The sequence below is a fragment of the Mycobacterium sp. SM3041 genome (assembly GCF_039668335.1).
Classification (GTDB): domain Bacteria; phylum Actinomycetota; class Actinomycetes; order Mycobacteriales; family Mycobacteriaceae; genus Mycobacterium.
The window spans coordinates 63,442-84,708 of sequence record NZ_JAYXBQ010000021.1 but is presented as its reverse complement, the minus strand read 5'-3'; the positions used below and the strand labels follow the sequence as shown (position 1 = coordinate 84,708).

Genomic DNA, 21,267 nt, shown 5'->3' with positions numbered 1-21,267 from the left:
TAGCGTCATCGGCATGTCAACTCCAGATGGATTCAACCTGGACCGCCTCGACCGATGGGGCGAGGAACAGGAATTCAAAGTCGAAGCCGAGCAGACCATCGCCTACGCCAAGGCGACGAACGATCCGATTGCCGCTCACCTGGACGGCACCTACGCGCCGCCGGTCTTCGCCGTCGTTCCGGTCACCGCGATGATGGCCGATGCCACCCTCGCGGTGGTGCCGGACGACCTGATGATGCGATTGCTGCACGGGGAACATGACTTCCGCATCCACCGGCCGATCGAGCCGGGTGAGCTGCTCACCGTCCGCGCCAAGCCGATCGGCATCACCGGCAAGCAATCTGGCGCGGTGGTGACGACCCTGGTCGAGACTCGCAGTGACCGCGGCGACCTGGTCAATGAGCAGTACTTCGTCGGATTCTTCCGGGGCGGCCAATTCGACGGAACCGTAGGCGATTTCAGTCCGGAGCACGGATTCCCCGAACTGTTGCGGACCCGCCGGCCGGATTTCACCGCAGTGCAGCAGTTCGATGAGGACCAGACGTTCCGGTATGCCGAGCCCGCAGGCGATCCGATGCCGATTCATCTCGACGACGACTTCGCCAAGGCCATGGGCCTTCCCGGGATCATCATCCACGGTCTGTGCACCATCGCGTTCACCTCACATGCGTTGCTGACCAACATCAGCCCTGATGATCCGACCCGGCTGAAGAGACTGGCGGTACGCCTGTCCAAGCCTGCGCTGCCGAAGGAAACCATCACCACCTCGGTGTGGCGCCACGACGAGCACTACGCATTCGAAACTGCCGGCGACGAAAAGCCGGGCAAGTACGTGATCACCGACGGAAGGGCAGAATTCGCATGAGCAACAAGGTCTTCGTCATCGGCGTGGGTATGACGAAGTTTGAGAAGCCCGGTCGCAAGGCCGGTTGGGATTACCCGGCGATGGCCAATGAATCGGGGACGAAAGCTCTTGCCGATGCCGGGATTTCCTACGACCTGATCGAACAGGCCTATGCCGGTTACTGCTACGGCGAATCGACAGCCGGCCATCGCGCCGTGTACGAACTCGGTCTCACCGCGATCCCGATTTTCAACGTCAACAGCAACTGCTCGACCGGCTCCAGCGCGTTGTTCCTTGCCGCGCAGGCTATTCGCGGCGGCATCGCCGACTGCACGTTGGCGCTCGGCTTCGAGAAGATGAGCCCCGGCTCGTTGGGTACGAACGGCTACGAGGACCGCGAGCAGCCGATGCAGCGCCATCTCATGGCGATGGCCGAGCTCCGCGAGATCTACTTCCCGCCCGCCCCATGGATGTTCGGCGCAGCCGGCCTTGAGCACAACGAGATGTACGGCTCAACCCCGGACCATTTCGTCAAGATCGCGGCGAAGAACCATCGGCACTCGGTCAACAACCCGTATGCGCAGTTCCAGGAACTGTATTCAGAAGATCAGATAAAGGCCGACAAGGTGGTCTACCCGGCGGCGGGCATGACGAGGTCGATGTGCTCTCCGACCTCCGACGGATCGGCCTCGGTGGTCCTGGCCAGTGAACGGTTCGTCAACGATCACGACCTTGCCGGCCGTGCCGTCGAAATCGTGGGCCAGGCGCTGGTGACGGACGTCGCCGGAACCTTCGAGTCCGGCAGCTTCGCCACGCTGGTCGGCGCGGACATGAGCCGCACTGCCGCGCAACGTGTTTACGAGCAGGCACAGCTCGGTCCCGACGACATCGACGTCATCGAGCTGCACGACTGCTTCGCACCCAACGAACTGTTGACGTACGAAGCTCTCGGTTTGTGCGACATCGGCGGTGGACACAAGCTCGTCGACGCCGGCGACACCACCTACGGCGGGCGTTGGGTCGTCAACCCGTCGGGCGGTCTCATCTCCAAGGGACATCCGCTGGGCGCCACCGGACTGGCGCAGTGCAGTGAACTCACCTGGCAATTGCGCGGCGAGGCCGACCAACGCCAGGTCGCGGGCGCGAAGGTCGCGCTGCAACACAACATCGGACTCGGCGGTTCGGCGGTGGTCACCGCATACCGGCCCGCCGACCGCTGAAACCCACAAGATAAGGAGAACGAAACATGGCACGTACAACGGCATCCAAGGACATCGCCGCACCGCCGGAGAAGATCTGGGCAGTGCTCGCCGACCCGCGGCGTAACGAGGAGTGGAACACCCTGCACACCCGCTGGAAAGACGAGCCCCCCGCCGAGATGTCGCAGGGCGCTCAGATGACCGCGGTGCTCACCATCATGGGAATGGCGAACACCATCACGCAGACCGTCGACAAGTACGACCCACCAACATCATTCACGGTGTCGGGCAACGGCATGGCCGGCGCCAAGGTCAGCCTCACCGCGACGGTCGAGCCGAAGGGCGACGGCTCGGCGGTGACCATCGACGCCGAGTTCATCAGCCAGATGATGGTCGGCGCCATCGGTGGCGCGATCGAACGTGCCTCCAAGAAGGAGCTCGAGGCTTCGCTGAACAACCTTGCCGGATTGGTGAGTTGATATGGGACGCTTCGATGATCGGGTTGCCATCGTCACCGGTGCGGGACGGGGTATCGGCCGTGAGCACGCACTGTTGCTGGCAGCCGAAGGGGCGAAGGTCGTGGTCAACGACGCCGGCGGCGGCAACGACGGCAGCGGGTCCGACAGCGGGCCGGCGCAAACCGTTGTGGACGAAATCCTGGCGCGCGGCGGCCAGGCCGTTGCCAACACCAGCAGCGTCGCGGACTGGAACGAGGCCAAAGCACTTGTCGATCAGGCGATCGCGGAATTCGGCGGCCTGGACATCCTCGTGAACAATGCGGGGATCCTGCGGGACGGCTTCATCGCCGGGCTGGACGAAAGTCAGTTCGACGCCGTCATCGCCGTACACCTCAAGGGGCATTTCAACACGCTGCACCATGCCGCTGTTCACTGGAAGGACCGGTCCAAGGCAGGCGACCAGCCCAACGCGGCGGTGATCAACACGGCCTCGGCATCCGGTACGTTCTCGGTGCTCGCCGGCCAGGCGAATTACGGTGCGGCCAAGGCCGGTATCGCCGCGCTGACACTCGTCGCAGCCGAGGAACTCGAGCGCTACGGAGTGCGGGTCAATGCCATTGCGCCGGTTGCCCGGACGCGCCTGACCCTGGCCACCCCCGGCATGGGCGCGATCTTCGCCGAAGAGGTGCCCGAAGGCGAGTTCGATGCCTTCAGCCCGGCCAACATCGCCCCGATCATGGCCTACCTGGCGAGCGAAAAGTGCCCGCTGACCGGTCATGTGCTCGCGGTTCAGGGTGGCGCCGTCTCACGGCTGCAGGGCTGGACGATCGAGGAAACCGTCGAGGTCGACGGCCCTTGGCACCTCGACGAACTGCCCGGACATTTCGACAACTGGGCCACCGGAGCCTAGCCGGATGGTGACGGTAGGCACAGCGGCCTATGCGGGATACCGGACGCGTGAACTGTCTGTCGCGGGGACAGGGCCGAAAGTGGTTCTGTTGCATGGCTTTGCGCACCCGGCCGGTTCGTGGCAGGGCATGCTGCAACGCTGCGCGGCAGCCGGAATCCCCGCGGTGGCAGCTGATCTACCGGGATTCGGTGCCGCGGACCCGTTTCAAACGGGTCCGCGGCTACCGCAGCTCGACAGCTTCGTGAACGAACTGATCGAGGTGCACAGCAGCCAGGCGCCGGTCGTGGTCGTCGGCAACTCGCTCGGCGGACTGCTGGCGGTGCGCGCAGCCGCCGCGCGTGCCGATGACTGCGTCGGAGCAGTGATGCCGGTGAACGCGGCCGGTTTCGGTTGGACTCCCCTGGGCCACGTGGCCGCCTTTGCCGCGGGCCGGCGCTTGGATTGGCTGGGTATGGTCCCGGCACCGGCGGCCATCCGACGCTGGGTATCAGCCACTATCGCCAGATTCGCCCTGTACGGCGACAGGCGGTCACCGGTCGACCCCGCGATGATCCGGCTGTTGACCGACCAGCTCGAGCGGCGTGGTGATCGCCTGCAGCTGTTGGCACTGGCCCGGGAAGTCGTCACAGAAGTGAATGCCCTCCGCGGCGTGCCGGCGGTGCGGTGCGCCGCGACTGTCGTGCATGGCCGCGCTGACCCGATCGTGGCGCTCGCGGCGTCGCGTCGAATCGCAGCCGCAATCCCCGGGGCACAACTGAAGATGCTCGACCGCGCCGGTCATTGCCCCCAGATCGATGCCCCGGACCTGCTTTTCGCAACCTTGCGGAACTTGGTCGGAACTGTCCGCGATGCCCAGACCGCATGAGATGAATGGACGATGTACATGAACGCACGAAAAGTCGCCATCACCGGCGGGGCTCGCGGTATCGGCCGGGCCACCGCTGCGGCGTTCCTCGCCGCGGGGGCACGCGTCGCTATAGGAGATCTTGACGCAGAGCAATGCCGTGATGTCGCCGCAGAGCTCGATCCCTTGGCCGTTGGACTGCCCTTGGACGTCACCAGCGGCGCATCGTTCGGCGATTTCCTCGACCGAGCCAGTACCGCGATGGGCGGGCTCGACGTCGTCGTCAACAACGCCGGCATCATGCCGACCGGCGCGTTTCTCGACGAAGACGACATCATGACCGACCGCATGGTCGCCATCAATCTGCGCGGCGTGATCACGGGAACGCGGCTCGCGGCCAACCATTTCCGGCAGAACGGCCGGCATGGCAGCATCGTCAACGTCGCTTCGCTCGCGGGTCTGTTCGGAGCGCCCGCCATCGCCACGTACTGCGCCACCAAGGCCGCCGTGGTGATGCTCACCGAATCCCTGGCAAAAGAGTTTTCCAGCAATGGGATTCATGTGGCCGTCGTCCTTCCCGGTGTCGTGCGCACAGAGCTGTCGGGGGGCGCGCACTACCCGCGGTGGATGGAGCGGTTCGCCGCCGTTGCTCCCGAAGACATCGCACAGGCGATCACATCCGTGGTGGCGACGAAGCGGACGCGAGTGTCGGTGCCACCCTCCCTCAATACCGTTGTCGCGGTGCGAAACCTGCTGCCGTATCAGGTACGTCAGCGCCTGGACCGCATCGTGGGCCTGGATTCTGCCTTCACTCAGGCTGATCCGGCCGCCCGGGCACGGTATCACCGACGACTGGCAGGTGATCTCAATAGTGTTGACTGACAAGACCAACCGGACCGCCGAGGAAGTACGGGCCCTCTTCGCCTGTCTGCATGCCGGCGTACTCGGGCCGGTGGCGCCCCGTGCCGCAGCATCGGCCGTCCGTGCGATCCACAGTTACGGCGCCACTGGAGCCGTCACCACCATCGCCGCCCTACGGCACGGTGACCGTACCGGACTGATCGACGAACGCGGTCCCTTGACCTACAACGAAATCGACGCGCGTTCCAATGCCGTCGCCAACGCCTGGAGAGCACAAGGCCTCCGCGCCGAACACTCCGTCGGCATCATGTGCCGTAACCATCGCGGACTGCTGGACGCGCTGTTCGCCGCAGCCAAATGTGGCGTCCGGATCGTATTGCTCAACTACGACTTCGCAGGCCCTCAAGTCGCGGCCGTCGTCGAACGGGAAAAGATAGATCTGCTCGTCCACGACGACGAATACACCGACCACGTTGACGGTCTCGACCGACTCACCTTCGGCAAGTGGCGGACCTGGGTCGACGAGGCCCGACCGGACACCCTCGAATATCTCGTCGAATCGGGTGACCCCCGGGTCGTACCGGCACCACGCAAGCACGCCGGTGTCGTCATTCTGACCAGTGGCACCACGGGTACGCCGAAAGGGGCACAACGGCCCGACCCACGGTCACTGAGTCCGATCGGCGGCCTGCTGGACAAAGTGCCGTTCCGCGGGCGGCAGGTCACCGAATGCTGCGTGCCGATCTTCCACGCCCTCGGCTTCAGCCATGCCATCCTGGCGCTGATGATGGGCTCCACCCTGATCATCCGTCGGCGATTCGATGCTCGCGCCACGCTGGACAGCCTGGAAGGTCATCGTGTTACCGCGATGATCGTCGCGCCAGTCATGCTGCAACGCCTGCTGGACACCGAGCCCAATCCTCTTGAATCTCATAATCTTTCGCATCTGCGCATCATCTTCGTGGCGGGCTCGCAGCTGGGATCATCGTTGTGCCTGCGCGCGACGGCAGCATTCGGCCCGGTGCTCTACAACCTCTACGGCTCTACTGAGGTGGCCTACGCGACGATCGCCACACCCGACGAGCTGAAGCGAGAGCCTGGCAGTGTCGGTTCGGTTGTTCGCGGAGCGCGGGTGGAGATTCGCGGTGACAACGGTGAACTGCTGGGGCCCGGCGTAACTGGCCGCATCTTCGTCGGAAACTCGTTCCAGTTCACGGGATACACCGATGGCCGGACCAAAAACACCATCAACGGCCTGATGTCCAGCGGTGACGTCGGCCATCTGGATGAGACCGGCCTACTGTTCATCGACGGCCGTGACGACGACATGATCGTCTCCGGCGGAGAGAACATCTATCCGGCCGAAGTGGAGGAAACCCTCACCGCACATCCCGGCGTCGTGGAGGCAGCGGTCATCGGAGTGGCTGACGAGGAATACGGAGCGCGACTGCGGGCCTATGTGGTGCCCGCACCCGGCGTGCACCTGACGCCCCAGGAGGTCCGCGACCACGTCAAAGCCAATCTCGCCCGCTTCAAAGTCCCCAGAGACGTTGTCTTCCTGGATGAATTGCCGCGGAATCCGACAGGCAAGGTCGTCAAGCGAGCGCTTCCCCCGCCGGCTCCGGTGCAGCCCTGACTGACGTCCGACGAGCTGCAGCTCGAGTGCATTTGTCAGAGAACGACTTTCGCCTCAAGTGGAGGTTTGCAGATACTGGCGCAGACTCTCGGGAGCATGTCCGGTCACCGCGCGGACGTCGTTGGTGACGTCGGCGAGATCGCCGGCGGCGATTGCAGTGTAGGTCGATACCCAGGCGTCGTACTGCCACTGTGGAACGTTCCAGAGTCGTCGGCGTGACGCATAGGCTTCTTCTATCGTCTCATTGTGGTAGGTCACCGAGCGTCCCGAGACCTCAGAGATGATCCGGGTGACCTCAGTCAACGTCAGTGCTTCCGGACCTGTGAGGGTATAGGTCGCGTCGGCGTGTGCGGCCGGCTCTTTGACCACAGTTGCGGCAACACGAGCTACGTCAGCACGCGTGACAGGAGCCAGCCGCCCGTCTCCGGCGGGACCTCGCAGGACGTCGTCCTCACCCACGAACTCCGGGAGCACGTCTGCGTAAAAGTTGTTCCGAAGAAACGTATACGACATACCGCTGGCGCGGATGTACTGCTCGGTGCCCCAGTGGTCACGCGCCAAGGTGAAGACGGCATCACTCGCTGCGCCGGCGAACGAGGTGTAGACGATGTGACGGACGCCGGCGGAGACCGCCGCATCGATGAACGCCCGATGCTGATCGAGGCGGTCGGCCTTCTCGGCGCCCGACACCATGAACAGAACATCGACGCCGACCAAACTGGCACGCGTGACGTCGTCGTCGGCATATGAGCTCTGGACCGCTACTGCACCCCCGAGTGCGGGAGCCTTCTGCGGATTGCGGGAGAGCAGCCGCAGCGCAGCCCCTTCGTTCGCGAGCCGACGAGCGACGATCCCGCCGAGATGACCGGTCGATCCGGTGACGGCGAGCGACGGATAGTTCATGGATCCTCAATCTGTGACAACGATATTGAACCTATCCTTGGGCCCACCGAAGGCATTGTCATGGTGATTCGAGGTCATACGATGAACAAAATTGGACATTCGAGCATCTTGAACGTCCGTTACTCGACGAGTCGGCTTTCGATCGAAGTGATGTCTCTCAGCGAATTGCGGTTACGTGCCCGGCCGATGACGGATCAGTTCTTGCGGCCTCAGCGAGTGGACTTCGATCTGCTGGTGGTGTGCGACGCGGGAACATTTCGCCACACCGTGGATTTCGTCGAGTACGTGCTGAGTCCGGGAGACGTGCTCTGGGTGCGTGCCGGCCAGGTTCAGGAATGGCAGTCGTCCGCCGTTATCGCGTCACACACGCTGAAGGCCATCGACTACGCGGATGTCGCCGCGACCATCGTGCTATTTCAACCCACCCGGCTTGACGAGCGAGCGCGCGCGCTGAGTGGATCAGTTCAACCGCGGTCTTTGTGGTCCCGGGCGGCTGTGCACGCGTCTCCTGCCCGCCGCCGCCTCGACGACCTCATCGAAACCGCAGCACGTTCACTGCCACCGAGCATGCAGGAAGAACTCCTGGCCCGGATGCTGGGCATGCTGGTAGTCGAACTTGCCCTCGCCGATCCGGTGGAGAACGCTGCACATGGAACGTCAGAAGACCTTTTCAGCGCTCTGACCGCGGCGATCGACGCCAACTTTGCCTCCACGAGGAACACCGGCGACTACGCCCGGCAACTGGGCTACTCGGCGCGCACGATCAATCGCAGCGCATTACGCAACACCGGCCTGACGGTCAAACAGCTCGTCGATCAGCGAGCGTTACTCGAGGCCAAACGCCTGCTCGTCCACGACACCGCATCGGTGCAAGCCGTCGGCCGCGCCGTGGGCTTCCCTGAACCGACCACATTCACTCGGTTCTTCCGGCATCGCGCGGGTGTCACACCACTCGAGTTCCGGACAGCTCAGATGACTCCAAGATCTGTCGCGCAATGACCTGGAGCACGTCCGATGACCGGTCGGGCTCGACCGGTCAAAGGCGGCTTTCGTGGATCGGAATGCGCCAGCGCTAGAGTGTCGCCGGGCGCAGCACGACGACGCTGCTGGTGCGCTTGGGCCCGTCTTCCAACAGCGCGATCACCTGCCCGTCGGGTGCGGTGGCGGCGTAGGTCCCGTCGATGCCGGCCGGCTTCAGGGCCCGGCCATGCCGGGTGTCCTCGGTCTCGTCATCGGTGAGGTCGCGCCGAGGGAAGCCCAGCAGGCACGCGGCGTCCAGCGAGTAGCTCAGTTCGGCCGCATCGGTCAGCTGCTCCAGCGTGCGCGCCTCGTCCAGGCCATAACGACCAACCCTGGTGCGCCGCAACGCCGTCAGGTGTCCACCGACGCCGAGCGCGGCGCCGACGTCGCGGGCCAGCGCCCGGATGTAGGTGCCCGACGAGCAGTCGACGGTGACGTCCACATCGACGAAATCCTCGACGCGACGCACCGCGTCCACCGAGAAGCGTTCGATGCGCACCTGGCGGGCTGCCAGTTCCGGCGCCTTACCTTCACGCACCAGCTTGTACGCGCGCTCGCCGTCGACCTTGATGGCACTGACGGCCGAGGGCACCTGGTCGATCTCGCCCCGCAAGGCCGCGACCGCCGACTCGATCTTGTCGTCGGTCACGTGCGCCGCCGAAACCGTCTCCAGCACTTCGCCTTCGGCGTCTTCGGTCGACGTGGTCTGGCCGAGCCGGATGGTCGCGATGTACTGCTTGTCGGTGGCGGTCAGCAGACCGAGGATCTTGGTGGCCCGTTCGATGCCGACCACCAGCACGCCGGTGGCCATCGGGTCCAACGTGCCGGCATGCCCGACCTTGCGGGTCCCGAACAGTCGCCGGCACCGGCCGACGACATCGTGGCTCGTCATCCCGGCGGGCTTGTCGACGATCACCAGACCCGGCGGCGGGGCCGGCTTCGATGCAGCTTTCACAGCGAGATCGCCGTCAGGACAAGGCCGTTGGACACGATGAAGCGCCCGGGCAGATCGGTCAGCGGCGGCCCGGACTCGGCGGCCGGGTCGATCAGGATGCGCGACAGGAATGTGCCCGAGGTCCCCGACGAATCCAGCTCGAAGGTGATGTGCGCGTCCTCGAAACCCAGCCAGCGATGGGTCAGCGGGAACCAGGCCTTGTACGTCGCCTCCTTGGCGCAGAACAGGATCCGGTCCCAGTGCAGGTCGCCCTCCAGCGTCGTCACGGCGTCCTGCTCGGCAGGCAACGCGACCGCGCCCAGCACGCCCTTGGGCAGCACGCCGTGCGGTTCGGCATCGATACCGACCGACCGCACGTCGGCGGCGCGAGCCACCACGGCGCCACGGAAGCCCTCGCAGTGCGTCAGACTGCCGACGATGCCGTCGGGCCAGCACGGTTCACCCTTGCCCCCCTTGAGGATCGGGACCGGGCCGACATCGAGCTTGCTCAACGCCTCACGGGCGCAGTGCCGCACGGTGATGAACTCGTTGCGCCGTTTGGCCACCGAACGCGCGATCAGGGGCTCTTCCTCCGGCAGTGGAACGAGATCGGCCGGGTCCGAATACGTCTCGGCGGTGGCCACCACGTCGGGCAGCACCTGCGATAACAGGGCGTCGCTCATCACAACCGCCTCGAATTGATCCGGTCCTGCATCTTCTGCGCGTGCTCCCGCATTTCCTGGGTGATCTCGAAGTGGCCACCGAAGTCATTGAGGTAGCCGGGTGGGTACTGGGGGTCCGGCAGGATTTGGCGCATCCACCGATAAGGCTTGCGCCGCCGCCACTCTCGCGGATAGCCGACCGATACTTCCTCGAACCGCACCCCGTCGTAGTAGGTGGTGCGCGGGATGTGCAGGTGGCCGTACACCGAGCAGATGGCGTTGTAGCGGGTGTGCCAGTCCTTGGTCGCGGTGGTGCCACACCACAGCGAGAACTCCGGATAGAACATGGCATCGCAGGGCTCGCGCACCAGCGGGAAGTGGTTGACCAGGACCGTGGACTCCATCCAGTCCAGGTCGTCGAGCCTCTTGCGGGTGACGTTCAGCCGGTCCCGACACCACGCGTCCCGGGTGGCGTAGGGCTCGCTCGACAGCAGGAACTCGTCGGTGCCGACGACGTTGCGCTCCTTGGCCAGCGCGAGCCCCTCGGCCTTCGTCGCCGTGCCCGCGGGCAGGAAGCTGTAGTCGTACAGCAGGAACATCGGCACGATCGTCGCCGCGCCTCCGGGGCCGGTCCAGACCGGGAACGGGTGCTCGGGTGTCACGATGCCCATCTGGTCGCACATGTCGACCAGGTAGTCGTAGCGGGCCTTCCCGAAGATCTGCATCGGGTCCTTGTTCGTGGTCCACAGTTCGTGGTTGCCGGGCACCCAGATGACCTTGGCGAAACGCTTGCGTAGCAGGTCCAGGGACCATCGGATGTCGTCGGTGCGCTCGGCGACATCGCCGGCGACGATCAGCCAGTCGTCGGGCGAGGCCGGGTGCAGCGACTCGGTGACCGGCTTGTTTCCGGTGTGCCCGATGTGCAGGTCACTGATTGCCCAAAGGGTCGGCTGGGTCGACACAAAAATCCAGCCTACTTGGGCGACAGCAACGCCCGCTGGAGTGCCAACCGTCCCGCGCAGCGGGAGAAACTAGAACAGGTTCTCCCATCCTGTCCGGTGTGACGCAGGCGACTTGTAGACTCCCCGCAGTATTGCTCGGATCTAAGGGGTGTCATGGCAGCGATGGCCGGGAAACTGCGGCTCGTGTCGGCGCTGTGTGCGCTCGTGACGGCAGGCGTGGTGGTCACACAGACCAACCCGGTGTCACCGACCGGCGGCGACGACGTCGAGCTGCGCTCCACCTCCGCCCCGCTCAGCAGCACCATCAAGTCGCCGATCATCTCCACGACGAACCCGAGCCCATTCGACCCGTGCGACCAGATTCCGCTCGACGCCATCAACGCCATGGGCCTGGGCTTCACCCCGCCCGACCACGAAGACGGCCTGCGCTGCCACTACGACGCCGGTAACTACCAGATGGCCGTCGAGCCGATCGTGTGGCGCACCTACGAGCAGACGCTGCCGGCCGACGCCGTCGAGCTGAACATCGCCGGACACCGCGCCGCGCAGTACTGGATCATGAAGCCGACCGACTGGAATGACCGGTGGTGGGTGACGTGCATGATCACCTTCAAGACCAGCTACGGCCTGATCAACCAGTCGCTGTTCTACTCACCGATCGAGTCGCCGGACCGCCCGGACTGCCTGCAGACCAACCTGCAGCGCGCCAACCAGCTGGTGCCGTTCTACAAGTTCTGATTTCGGGTCGCCCGCCGAGCTTGCGGACGACAACGGACGGTACGGATCGGTACCATCCGAAGGGTGAGCTCCCGAATCGCCCATCTCGGCTCCCGGTTGCTGAGCCGCGCCCTCGACGTCCCACTCCCGACGACGGACTACACCGTCAGCCGCGTCACCACCCCGATGCGCGACGGCGTCGAACTCGTCGGCAGCCACTACGCGCCCACCGGCACCGCGAAGGGCACCCTGCTGGTGCGGTGCCCCTACGGCCGCGGCTTCCCGTTCGGCCCGGTGTTCGGCGCGGCGTACGCCCGCCGCGGCTACCACGTGCTGCTGCAGAGTGTGCGCGGCACATTCGGCTCCGGTGGCGACTTCGAACCGATGGTCAACGAGATCGCGGACGCCGTGGACACCGCCGCCTGGCTGCGCGACCAGCCGTGGTTCACCGGGTCGTTCGCGACGATCGGGTTGTCGTACCTGGGCTTCACGCAGTGGGCGCTACTCACCGATCCCCCGCCCGAGCTCAAGGCCGCGATCATCATGGTCGGCCCCCACGACTTCGCCGAATCAACTTGGGGTACCGGCGCTTTCACGCTCGACAACTTCCTCGGCTGGAGCGACATGATGGCGCACCAGGAAGAGCGACCGCTCGCCGTGCTGCTGCGGCGGTTCCGGGCGCCCCGCCTGGTCGCCCGCACCCACACGCAGGTACCCGCCGGGGCGGCCGGCCGCCGGCTGCTGCGTTCCGGAGCGACCTGGTACGAATCGTGGCTGAGCCATCCCGACGGCACCGACCCGTTCTGGGAGAACATGGCCCTCGCTGACACGCTCGACAAGGTCGATGTGCCGGTGCTGCTCATCGGTGGCTGGCAGGACCTGTTCCTGGAGCAGACCCTGACGCAGTTCCAGCGCCTGAAGTCGCGCGGCGTACCGACCGCGGTCACCATCGGATCGTGGACCCACACCCAGGTCATGACCCGCGGCGGTGCCACGGTGCTGCGCGAATCGCTGGCCTGGCTCGACACCCACCTCGCCGAGCGCACCCCGGCGTCCGAACGGGCCGCCGTCCGCGTCGAGGTCAACGGGCAGGGCTGGCTGACCATGCCGGACTGGCCACCGGCCGCCACCGAACTCGAGCTCTACCTGCAGCCGGCGCACCGGCTCGGCACGACCGCGCCCGCCGCTACCGCACGTCCGTCGCGGTTCACCTTCGATCCCGCGGCGCCGACACCCACGCTGGGCGGCCGGCTGCTGTCGGCGGCCGCGGGCTATCAGGAGGATTCCGCGCTCAGCCGGCGGCCCGACGTCGTCGACTTCACCGGTGAGCCGCTGACCGAAGACCTGTACCTGGTCGGCAATCCGGTGATCGAGCTGACCCAGTCGTGCGACAACCCCAACCGGGACATCTTCGTCCGGCTCAGCGTGGTCGACGCAAAGGGCAAGTCCACCAACGTCAGCGATGGATTCCGCAGGCTCACAACGCTTTCCGACGAACCCGAGACCATTCGGCTCGAGCTCGATGCCGTCGCACACCGGATCCCGGCCGGGTCCCGGCTGCGGGTGATCGTCGCGGGCGGTTGCCACCCGCGCTACGACCGGAATCTCGGTACCGGCGAGCCCGTCGTCTCCGGCGAGCGCATGGTGCCGGCCACGCACACGGTCCACCACGGCGCGGGCGGAGTGTCCCGGTTGCTGTTGCCGAAGGTCGCGCTGTCAGCCGACTGAGTCGCGCACCCGCTCGGCAATGGCAGCCAGCGCCGCGTCGTCGTACACCGGCGGGCCCCACTCGGGCGTGACGGGCAGGTCCACCCAGCTGCGGCACCCGGCGTAGTCCGGGGTGCGCGGCAGCCGTACCGGCGCCACAAGCGGTTTGGCCTGCACCACCAGGACCGTCAGCCGGTGGCGGGGCCGGAAATCGAGCCGGTCACTCTGTACGGATTCCGCGGTCCAGATGTGCAGATCGGCGATGGCATCCAGCTGCTCCGGGCGCTCCACCGCCACGGCGGCAACGACTTTCGCGCCGCCGCGCAGTACCACCTCAGTGTCGGTGCTGTCCCCCGCCGCCCGTTCGAGCAGATCGGTGAACTCGGGGCGGACCCGCGCCGCGTGGCTGTGCTCGACCGTCGGGAAGAACACGAACTCCGGTGCCGATACCTCGAAACGCTTCTCCCCGATACCGCCCTTGCGCAACAGCACCGTCTGGCGGCCGTCGAGCAGCGCCTGTACCGCCGCGCCCCACTCCTTGAGCGCGGGCGAATTCACTTGGCGGCCAGCCTCGCCCGCACCTCGGGCCGCCGCAGCGGCGGCACCGTCTTGGGCGGCTGCCGCCGGGCCGGCAGCTGGTTCAGCAATCGCTCGGTGACAGCCGTGACCTCGGCGACCGCGGCTTCGAAGGCGTCGACGTTGGCGGCGGTGGGACGGGTGATCCCGCTGACCTTGCGGATGTACTGACGCGCGGCGGCCTCGATCTCCTCGGCCGTAGCGGCCGGCTCCAGGCCACGCAGTTCGGTGATGTTGCGGCACATGGCCTCCACGATAGGCGCGTTCAGGCCGCAAGTTACGGTGTCGGTGGGTGACCGCAACGCAAGGAGCCAACGTGACCGACGTCCTACTGATCGACACCACCGACCGGGTTCGCACCCTGACGCTGAACCGGCCGAAATCCCGGAACGCACTGTCCTACGAGCTGCGCGATGCCTTCTACGGCGCACTGCGCCAGGCCGAGGCCGACCCGGACGTCGACGTGGTGATCCTGACGGGCGCCGACCCGGTGTTCTGCGCCGGTCTGGACCTCAAGGAACTCGGCGAGGGCGCGGACCTGCCGGACATCTCGCCGAAGTGGCCCAACATGACCAAGCCCGTCATCGGCGCCATCAACGGCGCGGCCGTCACCGGTGGCCTGGAACTGGCGCTGTACTGCGACATCCTGATCGCCTCGGAGAACGCCAAGTTCGCCGACACCCACGCCCGCGTCGGACTGCTGCCGACCTGGGGCCTGAGTGTGCGGCTGCCGCAGAAGGCCGGTGTCGGCCTGGCCCGCCGGATGAGCCTGACCGGCGATTACCTGTCGGCGACCGAGGCGCTGCGCGCCGGGCTGGTCACCGAGGTGGTACCGCACGACGAGCTACTCCCGACCGCGCGGCGCGTCGCCGCCTCGATCGTCGGCAACAACCAGAACGCCGTGCGCGCGCTGCTGGACTCGTACCACAAGATCGACGGCTCGCAGACCGACGCCGGGCTGTGGATCGAAGCCGCGTCGGCCCGGGCCTGGAACAGCGCAGTAGGCAACGACATCGCCGCCAACCGCGACGCCGTCATGCAGCGCGGCCGCACCCAGGTGTAGTCAATCTCCCGCGAGCGGCCGTGTTTGTTCGCCGACACGCCGCTCCAGCTGTACAAGAACGTCCCGCTCACCGGCGATGAGCGGGACGTTCTTGTACGGGAACCACGGCGTGTCGGGGGCAGACACGGCCGCTCGCGAGAGGTGGGGGAAGACGCCTTTCGGGCGACCTGCTCACGCCCAGCGGCCGGACCACGCGCGCCAGCCGACGAAGACGAGTCGCAACACCAGGAACGTGCTCAACCCGGACCAGATGCCGGCCAGCCCCCAGCCGAACGCCAGCGACAGCCAGATCAGCGGCAGGAAGCCGACGAGTCCGCTGATCAGCGTGGCGTTGCGCATGAACTTCGCGTCACCGGCGCCGAGCAGCACCCCGTCGAGCGCGAAAACAATTCCCGCGATGGGCAATTGAGCCACCATGAACCACCACGGAATGCCGATCTGGTCCCGCACCGCCTGGTCGGCGGTGAACACTGCCGGCAGGACGCCGGAGCCCACTGCGAACACCGCCGCCAGCACCGTCGCCGCGGCGGCCGAATAGACCGTCACGCGCCGCGCCACCGTCTTGGCATGCGCCGGCTCCCCCGCCCCGAGGGCCGCACCGACGAGTGACTGCGCCGCGATGGCCAGCGAATCCAGCACCAGCGCAAGGAAATTCCACAACTGCAGCACCACCTGGTGGGCGGCGACGGCGGCCGCACCGAACCGGGCCGCGACCGCGCCGGCAGACAGGAAACACACCTGGAAGGCCAGGGACCGCAGCACCAGGTCGCGACCCATGGTCAGTTGCGCGCGCAGCACGTCAGGCCGTAGGCGCAGCGAAACCCGTTCGGACAGCAGGGCATACCCGAACAGCGCCGCGGCGATCCACTGCCCCAGCAGATTGGCGACCGCCGAGCCCGTCAGGCCCAGCCGCGGCAGTCCCAGCCACCCGAAGACCAGCACCGGACACAGCACCGCTGAAATACCCACGCCGACAAGCACATACCGCAGCGGGCGGACGGTGTCCTGCACACCCCGCAACCAGCCGTTGCCGGCCATGGACATCAGGATCGCGGGTACGGCCAGGATCGCGACACGCAGCCACGGCAGCGCGGTCTCGGCGATGCCGCCCCGAGACCCGGCGATGACCGTCAGCAGAAATGGCGCCAGCGCCTGCACGACCACGACGATGAGCACGCCGAGGGCCAGCGCCAGCCACGTGGCCTGCACGCCCTCCCCGACCGCACCGGCGCGGTCACCGGCACCGAAGCTCCGGGCCGACCGTGACGTCGTGCCGTACGACAGAAACGTCAGCTGCGACCCGACGAGGCTGAGGATCAGGCCGCCGACCGCCAGACCTGCCAAGGGCAGTGCGCCGAGCCTGCCAACGACCGCGGTGTCCAGCAGAAGGTAGATCGGTTCGGCGGCGAGCACCCCGAGGGCGGGAAAAGCGAGTCCCGCGATGCGACGACCGGTGACCTCGGTGGTCATGACGCGCACACTCGTCGGCCGCGAGCGGCACGAATGTGCACACCAAACACGGCGTGTCGGCGTACAGACACGGCCGCTCGCGGGGAGGGGGCGGACACGGGCAAGGGCAAGAGCACGGGGAGGGGGATCAAGAGAGGGCGGCGACGAGGGCCGCGACGACGTCGCCGGCGGTTCCGGTCGGCGAGTAGCCCGCCGCGAACCGGTGGCCACCGCCGCCGAAAGAGCTCGCCAGCACCGACACGTCGACCTCGGTCTTGGCCCGCAGGGACACCGACCACTGCCCCGGTTCGATCTCCTTGAGCACCGCGGCCACCTCGGCCTCGGACGTGGTCCGCACGATGTCGACGATGCTCTCGACCTCTTCCGATCGCGCCGCCGCGTACTCCTGGTGCGACACCACGGCGTACACCAGACCTTTGCCGCCGGCGGCCTCGGGCACCAGGCACGCCGTCGACAGCACCCGGGACAGCATGGGCAGCCACGAGTACGGGTGCGTGTCGAGCAGGGCGCGGCTGACGGCGGCGTTGTCGACGCCGATGTCGAGCAGCCGCGCCGCGAGCCGGTACGCGCGGGCACTGGCCCACCGGAACGAGCCGGTGTCGGTGGTCAGGCCGGCGTACAGGCAGTGCGCCACCGGCAGCTCGATCGTCTTGCCCCAGGCGTCCAGCAGCTCGGCCACCAGCATGGTGGTCGAATCTGCCGACGGGTCAACGTAATTCGCGGTGCCGAACAACCGGTTCGAGGCGTGGTGATCGATCACCAGCACCTGCCGTCCGGGATCGGCCAGCTTGGCCAGCGACCCCAGCCGGTTCACACTCGGGATGTCGACGGTGACCACCAGGTCGGCGTCCGGACGCATCTGGTCCGGCGGCACCAGCAGGTGTCCACCGGGCAGGGTCTGCAGTGATTCCGGCACGGTCGCCGGGGCGGCAAAGCCGACCTGCACGTCCTTACCGGCCTCGCTGAGCACCAATGCGAGCGCGAGGCCCGCCCCGATGGTGTCGGCGTCGGGGTAGACGTGGGCAACCACGCTCACGCTCTCGACCGCACCGAGCAGATCAGCCGCACCGCGCGCGTCAACCCGCGCGCCGTGCGGCCGAATCTCAGTCGTCGGTTCGATCGCGGTCACCTGCATCCTCGGAATCGCTGTCCCCCACCACACGGTACGGATCGGCGTCACCGGCGTGCGTGGCACCTTCCCGGATCCGGGCCACGTCCGCGTCCGCGGCGCGGGCCCGGGCCAGCAGCTCTTCCATCTTCAGAGCCGCATCCGGCACGGTGTCGCGCTCGAAAGTCAGTGTGGGCGTGAACCGAACCCCGGTTCCCGCACCGACTTTCGAGCGCAACGCGCCCTTGGCCTTCTCCAGGGCAGCCGCGACGCCGGCGTAGTCCGGCTCCTCGTCGAGGCTGGTCCCGATCACGGTGTAGTACAGCGTCGCGTCGTGCAGATCACCGGTCATCTTGGCATCGGTGATCGTCACGCCGTCGAGCCGCGGATCCTTGATCTCGTACTCGATCGCCGAGGCGACGATCGTCGAAATGCGCTTGGCCAATCGCTTGGCGCGTGCTGGATCCGCCACCTAGGTACGAGCCTTCTCGACGAGTTCGTACGTCTCGATGACGTCGCCTTCCTTGATGTCGTTGTAGGTCAGCGTCAGACCGCATTCGTAACCTTCGCGCACCTCGGTGGCGTCGTCCTTCTCGCGCTTGAGCGAAGACACCGTGAGGTTCTCGGCGATGACGATGTTGTCGCGCAGCAGGCGGGCCTTGGCGTTACGCCGCATGATGCCCGACTGCACGAGGCAACCAGCGATGTTGCCGACCTTCGACGACCGGAAGATGGCGCGGATCTCGGCGCGGCCGAGCTCCTTCTCCTCGTAGACCGGCTTGAGCATGCCCTTGAGCGCGCTCTCGATCTCGTCGATGGCCTGGTAGATGACCGAGTAGTACCGGATCTCCACACCCTCGCGGTTCGCCAGCTCCGTCGCCTTGCCCTCGGCACGGACGTTGAAGCCGATGATGATCGCATCCGACGCCGACGCCAGGTTGACGTTGGTCTCGGTGACGCCACCGACACCGCGGTCGATGACGCGCAGCTCCACCTCGTCGTCGATCTGGATCCCCATCAAGGCCTCCTCGAGCGCCTCGACGGTGCCCGAGTTGTCGCCCTTCAGGATCAGGTTCAGCTGGCTGGTTTCCTTCAGCGCCGAATCCAGGTCTTCCAGGCTGATGCGCTTGCGCGAACGTGCGGCCAGCGCATTGCGCTTGCGCGCGCTGCGCCGGTCGGCGATCTGCCGGGCGATGCGGTCTTCGTCGACGACCAGGAAGTTGTCGCCGGCGCCGGGCACCGAGGTGAAACCGATGACCTGGACCGGACGCGACGGGAACGCCTCTTCGACGTCCTCGCCGTGCTCGTCGACCATGCGGCGGACGCGGCCGTAGGCGTCACCGGCGACCACCGAGTCACCGACGCGCAGCGTGCCGCGCTGCACCAGCACCGTGGCGACCGGGCCGCGACCGCGGTCCAGGTGCGCCTCGATGGCCACACCCTGGGCCTCCATGTCGGGGTTGGCCCGCAGGTCCAGCGAAGCGTCCGCCGTCAGCAGCACGGCTTCGAGCAGACCGTCGATGTTGGTGCCCTGCTTGGCCGAGATGTCCACGAACATGGTGTCGCCGCCGTAATCCTCGGCCACCAGGTTGTACTCGGTCAGCTGCGCCCGGATCTTCTGCGGATCCGCGCCTTCCTTGTCGATCTTGTTGACCGCCACCACGATCGGCACATCAGCGGCCTGAGCGTGGTTGATGGCCTCCACCGTCTGCGGCATGACGCCGTCGTCGGCGGCGACCACGAGGATCGCGATGTCGGTGGCCTTGGCACCACGGGCACGCATGGCGGTGAACGCCTCGTGACCCGGGGTGTCGATGAACGTCACCAGACGCTCGTTGCCGTCCAGCTCGGTCAGCACCTGGTAGGCGCCGATGTGCTGGGTGATGCCACCGGCTTCGCCCTCACGGACGTTCGCCTTACGGATCGTGTCGAGCAGTCGCGTCTTACCGTGGTCGACGTGGCCCATGACGGTGACCACCGGGGGCCGGCTGGCCAGGTCGTCCTCGTCGCCGGCGTCCTCGCCGTAGGTCAGGTCGAACGACTCGAGCAGCTCGCGGTCCTCGTCCTCCGGGGACACGACCTGCACGACGTAGTTCATCTCGCTGCCCAGCAGCTCGAGGGTGTCGTCACCCACCGACTGGGTGGCGGTCACCATCTCGCCCAGGTTGAACAGCGCCTGCACCAGCGAAGCCGGGTTGGCGTTGATCTTCTCGGCGAAGTCGCTCAGCGACGCACCACGAGCGAGGCGGATGACCTCGCCGTTGCCGTGCGGCAACCGCACGCCACCGACGATCGGGGCCTGCATGTTCTCGTACTCGGCGCGTTTTGCGCGCTTCGACTTACGGCCACGACGGGGTGCGCCACCGGGACGCCCGAAGGCACCTGCGGCACCGCCGCGCTGACCCGGACGACCGCCGCCACCGGGGCCACCGCCACCGGGAGCACCGCCGCCACCGGGGCGACCGCGGAAGCCACCACCGGCACCGGCACCTGCGCCACCACCGGCGCCACCGCCGCGGTAGTTACCGCCGCCACCGGCACCGCCGGGACGAGGGCCACCACCGGGACGCGGACCGCCACCGGGGCCGGGACGCGGACCACCCGGACGACCGACGGCACCCGGACGGGCACCCGGCGGACGCGGGGGCATGTTGCCCGGCGTGACACCCGGACGCGGGCCACCGCCCGGACGGGGACCACCGGCGCCGGGACCCGGACGCGGACCACCCGGACCGGGAGCCGGACGCGGGGCCGGGCGTTCGACCGGCTGCTGGGATGAGAACGGGTTGTTGCCGACGCGCGGAGCCCGCGGGGCCGGCTTGGGTGCGCCGGGCCGCGGACCCGGGGTTGCACCCGGGGTGGCCGGACGCGGCTGGGCCGGAGCCGCCGGGGCGGCCGACGCTGCCGGCGCGGCAGGAGCCGGGGCCTGGGGCTGCGGAGCCGCGGGCCGGGGTGCGCCGGGCTTGGGCCCACCGGGGGTCGGAGCTGCCGGTGCGGGCGCTGCGGGTGCCGGAGCAGCCGCGGCCGGGGCCGGAGCTGCAGGCGCGGCAGGTGCCGCGGCGGGGGCCGGCTTCGGGGCGCCGGGCTTCGGGGCACCCGACGGCTTGGCGGCCGCGGGGGCGGCCGGTGCCTCGGACTTGGCGGGCTTGCCGCCGCCGAAGGCTTCACGCAACCGGCGTGCGACGGGCGCCTCCACTGTGGAGGACGCAGATTTCACGAATTCGCCCTGTTCGCTCAGTCGGGCGAGCACTTCCTTGCTGGTGACACCGAGTTCTTTAGCCAACTCGTGTACGCGTGCCTTACCTGCTGCCACTTCTCTCCTCGTCGTGAGGCGTCAGCGGTGGGTAGGCCGCGCCTCGGTTTAGCTATGACGCATGGTCATCGGGACTTCAC

At 67.2% G+C, this 21,267-nt stretch carries 21 protein-coding genes; 11 read left to right on the top strand and 10 right to left on the bottom strand.

The features are described 5' to 3' along the window. The first annotated feature begins 13 nt into the window (after positions 1-13). The 7 genes from VXD91_RS06250 (at position 14) to VXD91_RS06220 (ending at position 6,752) form a co-directional block, all read left to right on the top strand. On the top strand, positions 14-865 hold the full coding sequence (locus tag VXD91_RS06250) for a MaoC/PaaZ C-terminal domain-containing protein (RefSeq protein WP_346414946.1): 852 nt from the start codon (positions 14-16) through the stop codon (positions 863-865). Next, positions 862-2,064, top strand: coding sequence for a lipid-transfer protein (locus VXD91_RS06245; protein ID WP_346414945.1), 1,203 nt, complete (start codon positions 862-864; stop codon positions 2,062-2,064). Before VXD91_RS06250 ends, VXD91_RS06245 begins: the two co-directional genes overlap by 4 nt. A 26-nt stretch (positions 2,065-2,090) precedes the next feature. Beyond that, positions 2,091-2,522: an SRPBCC family protein gene (locus VXD91_RS06240; protein WP_346414944.1), complete on the top strand. Its 432-nt coding sequence runs from the start codon at positions 2,091-2,093 to the stop codon at positions 2,520-2,522. A 1-nt stretch (position 2,523) separates the two neighbouring features. Beyond that, complete coding sequence (locus tag VXD91_RS06235; protein WP_346414943.1) at positions 2,524-3,411, top strand: SDR family oxidoreductase; 888 nt, start codon at positions 2,524-2,526, stop codon at positions 3,409-3,411. Positions 3,412-3,490: 79 nt separating this feature from the next. Beyond that, positions 3,491-4,276, top strand: coding sequence for an alpha/beta hydrolase (locus tag VXD91_RS06230; protein WP_346414942.1), 786 nt, complete (start codon positions 3,491-3,493; stop codon positions 4,274-4,276). A gap of 12 nt (positions 4,277-4,288) precedes the next feature. Beyond that, a complete protein-coding gene (locus tag VXD91_RS06225; RefSeq protein WP_346414941.1) occupies positions 4,289-5,137 on the top strand; it encodes an SDR family NAD(P)-dependent oxidoreductase in 849 nt (282 codons plus the stop codon). Beyond that, positions 5,127-6,752: an acyl-CoA synthetase gene (locus tag VXD91_RS06220; protein ID WP_346414940.1), complete on the top strand. Its 1,626-nt coding sequence runs from the start codon at positions 5,127-5,129 to the stop codon at positions 6,750-6,752. Before VXD91_RS06225 ends, VXD91_RS06220 begins: the two co-directional genes overlap by 11 nt. Positions 6,753-6,806: 54 nt before the next feature. On the opposite strand, the gene VXD91_RS06215 is transcribed toward VXD91_RS06220, so the two are convergent. Beyond that, positions 6,807-7,655, bottom strand: a complete 849-nt coding sequence (locus VXD91_RS06215; RefSeq protein WP_346414939.1) for an SDR family oxidoreductase — start codon at positions 7,653-7,655, stop codon at positions 6,807-6,809. Between VXD91_RS06215 and VXD91_RS06210 the strand changes: the two genes are divergently transcribed. Next, complete coding sequence (locus VXD91_RS06210) at positions 7,614-8,654, top strand: helix-turn-helix transcriptional regulator (protein ID WP_346414938.1); 1,041 nt, start codon at positions 7,614-7,616, stop codon at positions 8,652-8,654. The genes VXD91_RS06215 and VXD91_RS06210 overlap by 42 nt on opposite strands. 73 nt (positions 8,655-8,727) lie before the next feature. Here the strand turns inward: VXD91_RS06210 and truB are convergent, their stop codons facing one another. Genes truB through VXD91_RS06195 form a run of 3 tightly spaced genes read right to left on the bottom strand, consistent with a single transcriptional unit; the run spans position 8,728 to position 11,239 of the window. After that, positions 8,728-9,630, bottom strand: coding sequence for a tRNA pseudouridine(55) synthase TruB (gene truB, locus VXD91_RS06205; protein ID WP_346414937.1), 903 nt, complete (start codon positions 9,628-9,630; stop codon positions 8,728-8,730). Continuing rightward, a complete protein-coding gene (locus VXD91_RS06200; protein WP_346414936.1) occupies positions 9,627-10,292 on the bottom strand; it encodes a 4'-phosphopantetheinyl transferase in 666 nt (221 codons plus the stop codon). Before VXD91_RS06200 ends, truB begins: the two co-directional genes overlap by 4 nt. Beyond that, a complete protein-coding gene (locus tag VXD91_RS06195; RefSeq protein WP_346414983.1) occupies positions 10,292-11,239 on the bottom strand; it encodes a metallophosphoesterase in 948 nt (315 codons plus the stop codon). Before VXD91_RS06195 ends, VXD91_RS06200 begins: the two co-directional genes overlap by 1 nt. 156 nt (positions 11,240-11,395) lie before the next feature. On the opposite strand from VXD91_RS06195, the gene VXD91_RS06190 reads away from it, so the two are divergent. Next, complete coding sequence (locus tag VXD91_RS06190; protein WP_346414982.1) at positions 11,396-11,971, top strand: DUF3558 domain-containing protein; 576 nt, start codon at positions 11,396-11,398, stop codon at positions 11,969-11,971. Positions 11,972-12,034: 63 nt separating this feature from the next. Next, positions 12,035-13,678 (top strand): CocE/NonD family hydrolase, encoded by a 1,644-nt coding sequence (locus VXD91_RS06185; RefSeq protein WP_346414935.1) that lies wholly within the window; start codon positions 12,035-12,037, stop codon positions 13,676-13,678. On the opposite strand, the gene VXD91_RS06180 is transcribed toward VXD91_RS06185, so the two are convergent. Further along, a complete protein-coding gene (locus VXD91_RS06180; protein WP_346414934.1) occupies positions 13,667-14,215 on the bottom strand; it encodes a DUF1802 family protein in 549 nt (182 codons plus the stop codon). The two genes, VXD91_RS06185 and VXD91_RS06180, sit on opposite strands and share 12 nt — an antisense overlap. Continuing rightward, a complete protein-coding gene (locus VXD91_RS06175; protein ID WP_346414933.1) occupies positions 14,212-14,478 on the bottom strand; it encodes a DUF2277 family protein in 267 nt (88 codons plus the stop codon). Before VXD91_RS06175 ends, VXD91_RS06180 begins: the two co-directional genes overlap by 4 nt. A 71-nt stretch (positions 14,479-14,549) precedes the next feature. Here VXD91_RS06175 and VXD91_RS06170 point away from each other — a divergent pair, with 71 nt between their 5' ends. Next, positions 14,550-15,296 carry an enoyl-CoA hydratase gene (locus VXD91_RS06170; protein WP_346414932.1) on the top strand — a complete coding sequence of 249 codons (747 nt, stop codon included), beginning with the start codon at positions 14,550-14,552 and terminating at the stop codon, positions 15,294-15,296. 171 nt (positions 15,297-15,467) lie between these two features. Here the strand turns inward: VXD91_RS06170 and VXD91_RS06165 are convergent, their stop codons facing one another. From VXD91_RS06165 to infB, 4 genes are all read right to left on the bottom strand, one after another. Next, complete coding sequence (locus VXD91_RS06165) at positions 15,468-16,766, bottom strand: MATE family efflux transporter (protein WP_346414931.1); 1,299 nt, start codon at positions 16,764-16,766, stop codon at positions 15,468-15,470. Positions 16,767-16,893: 127 nt separating this feature from the next. Continuing rightward, positions 16,894-17,901, bottom strand: a complete 1,008-nt coding sequence (locus VXD91_RS06160; RefSeq protein ID WP_346414930.1) for a bifunctional oligoribonuclease/PAP phosphatase NrnA — start codon at positions 17,899-17,901, stop codon at positions 16,894-16,896. Further along, the gene (rbfA, locus tag VXD91_RS06155) at positions 17,870-18,346 is read right to left on the bottom strand and encodes a 30S ribosome-binding factor RbfA (RefSeq protein ID WP_212811791.1); all 477 of its coding nucleotides are present in this window, start codon (positions 18,344-18,346) and stop codon (positions 17,870-17,872) included. Before rbfA ends, VXD91_RS06160 begins: the two co-directional genes overlap by 32 nt. Next, positions 18,347-21,187 carry a translation initiation factor IF-2 gene (infB, locus tag VXD91_RS06150; protein WP_213020313.1) on the bottom strand — a complete coding sequence of 947 codons (2,841 nt, stop codon included), beginning with the start codon at positions 21,185-21,187 and terminating at the stop codon, positions 18,347-18,349. Positions 21,188-21,267 lie beyond the last annotated feature (80 nt).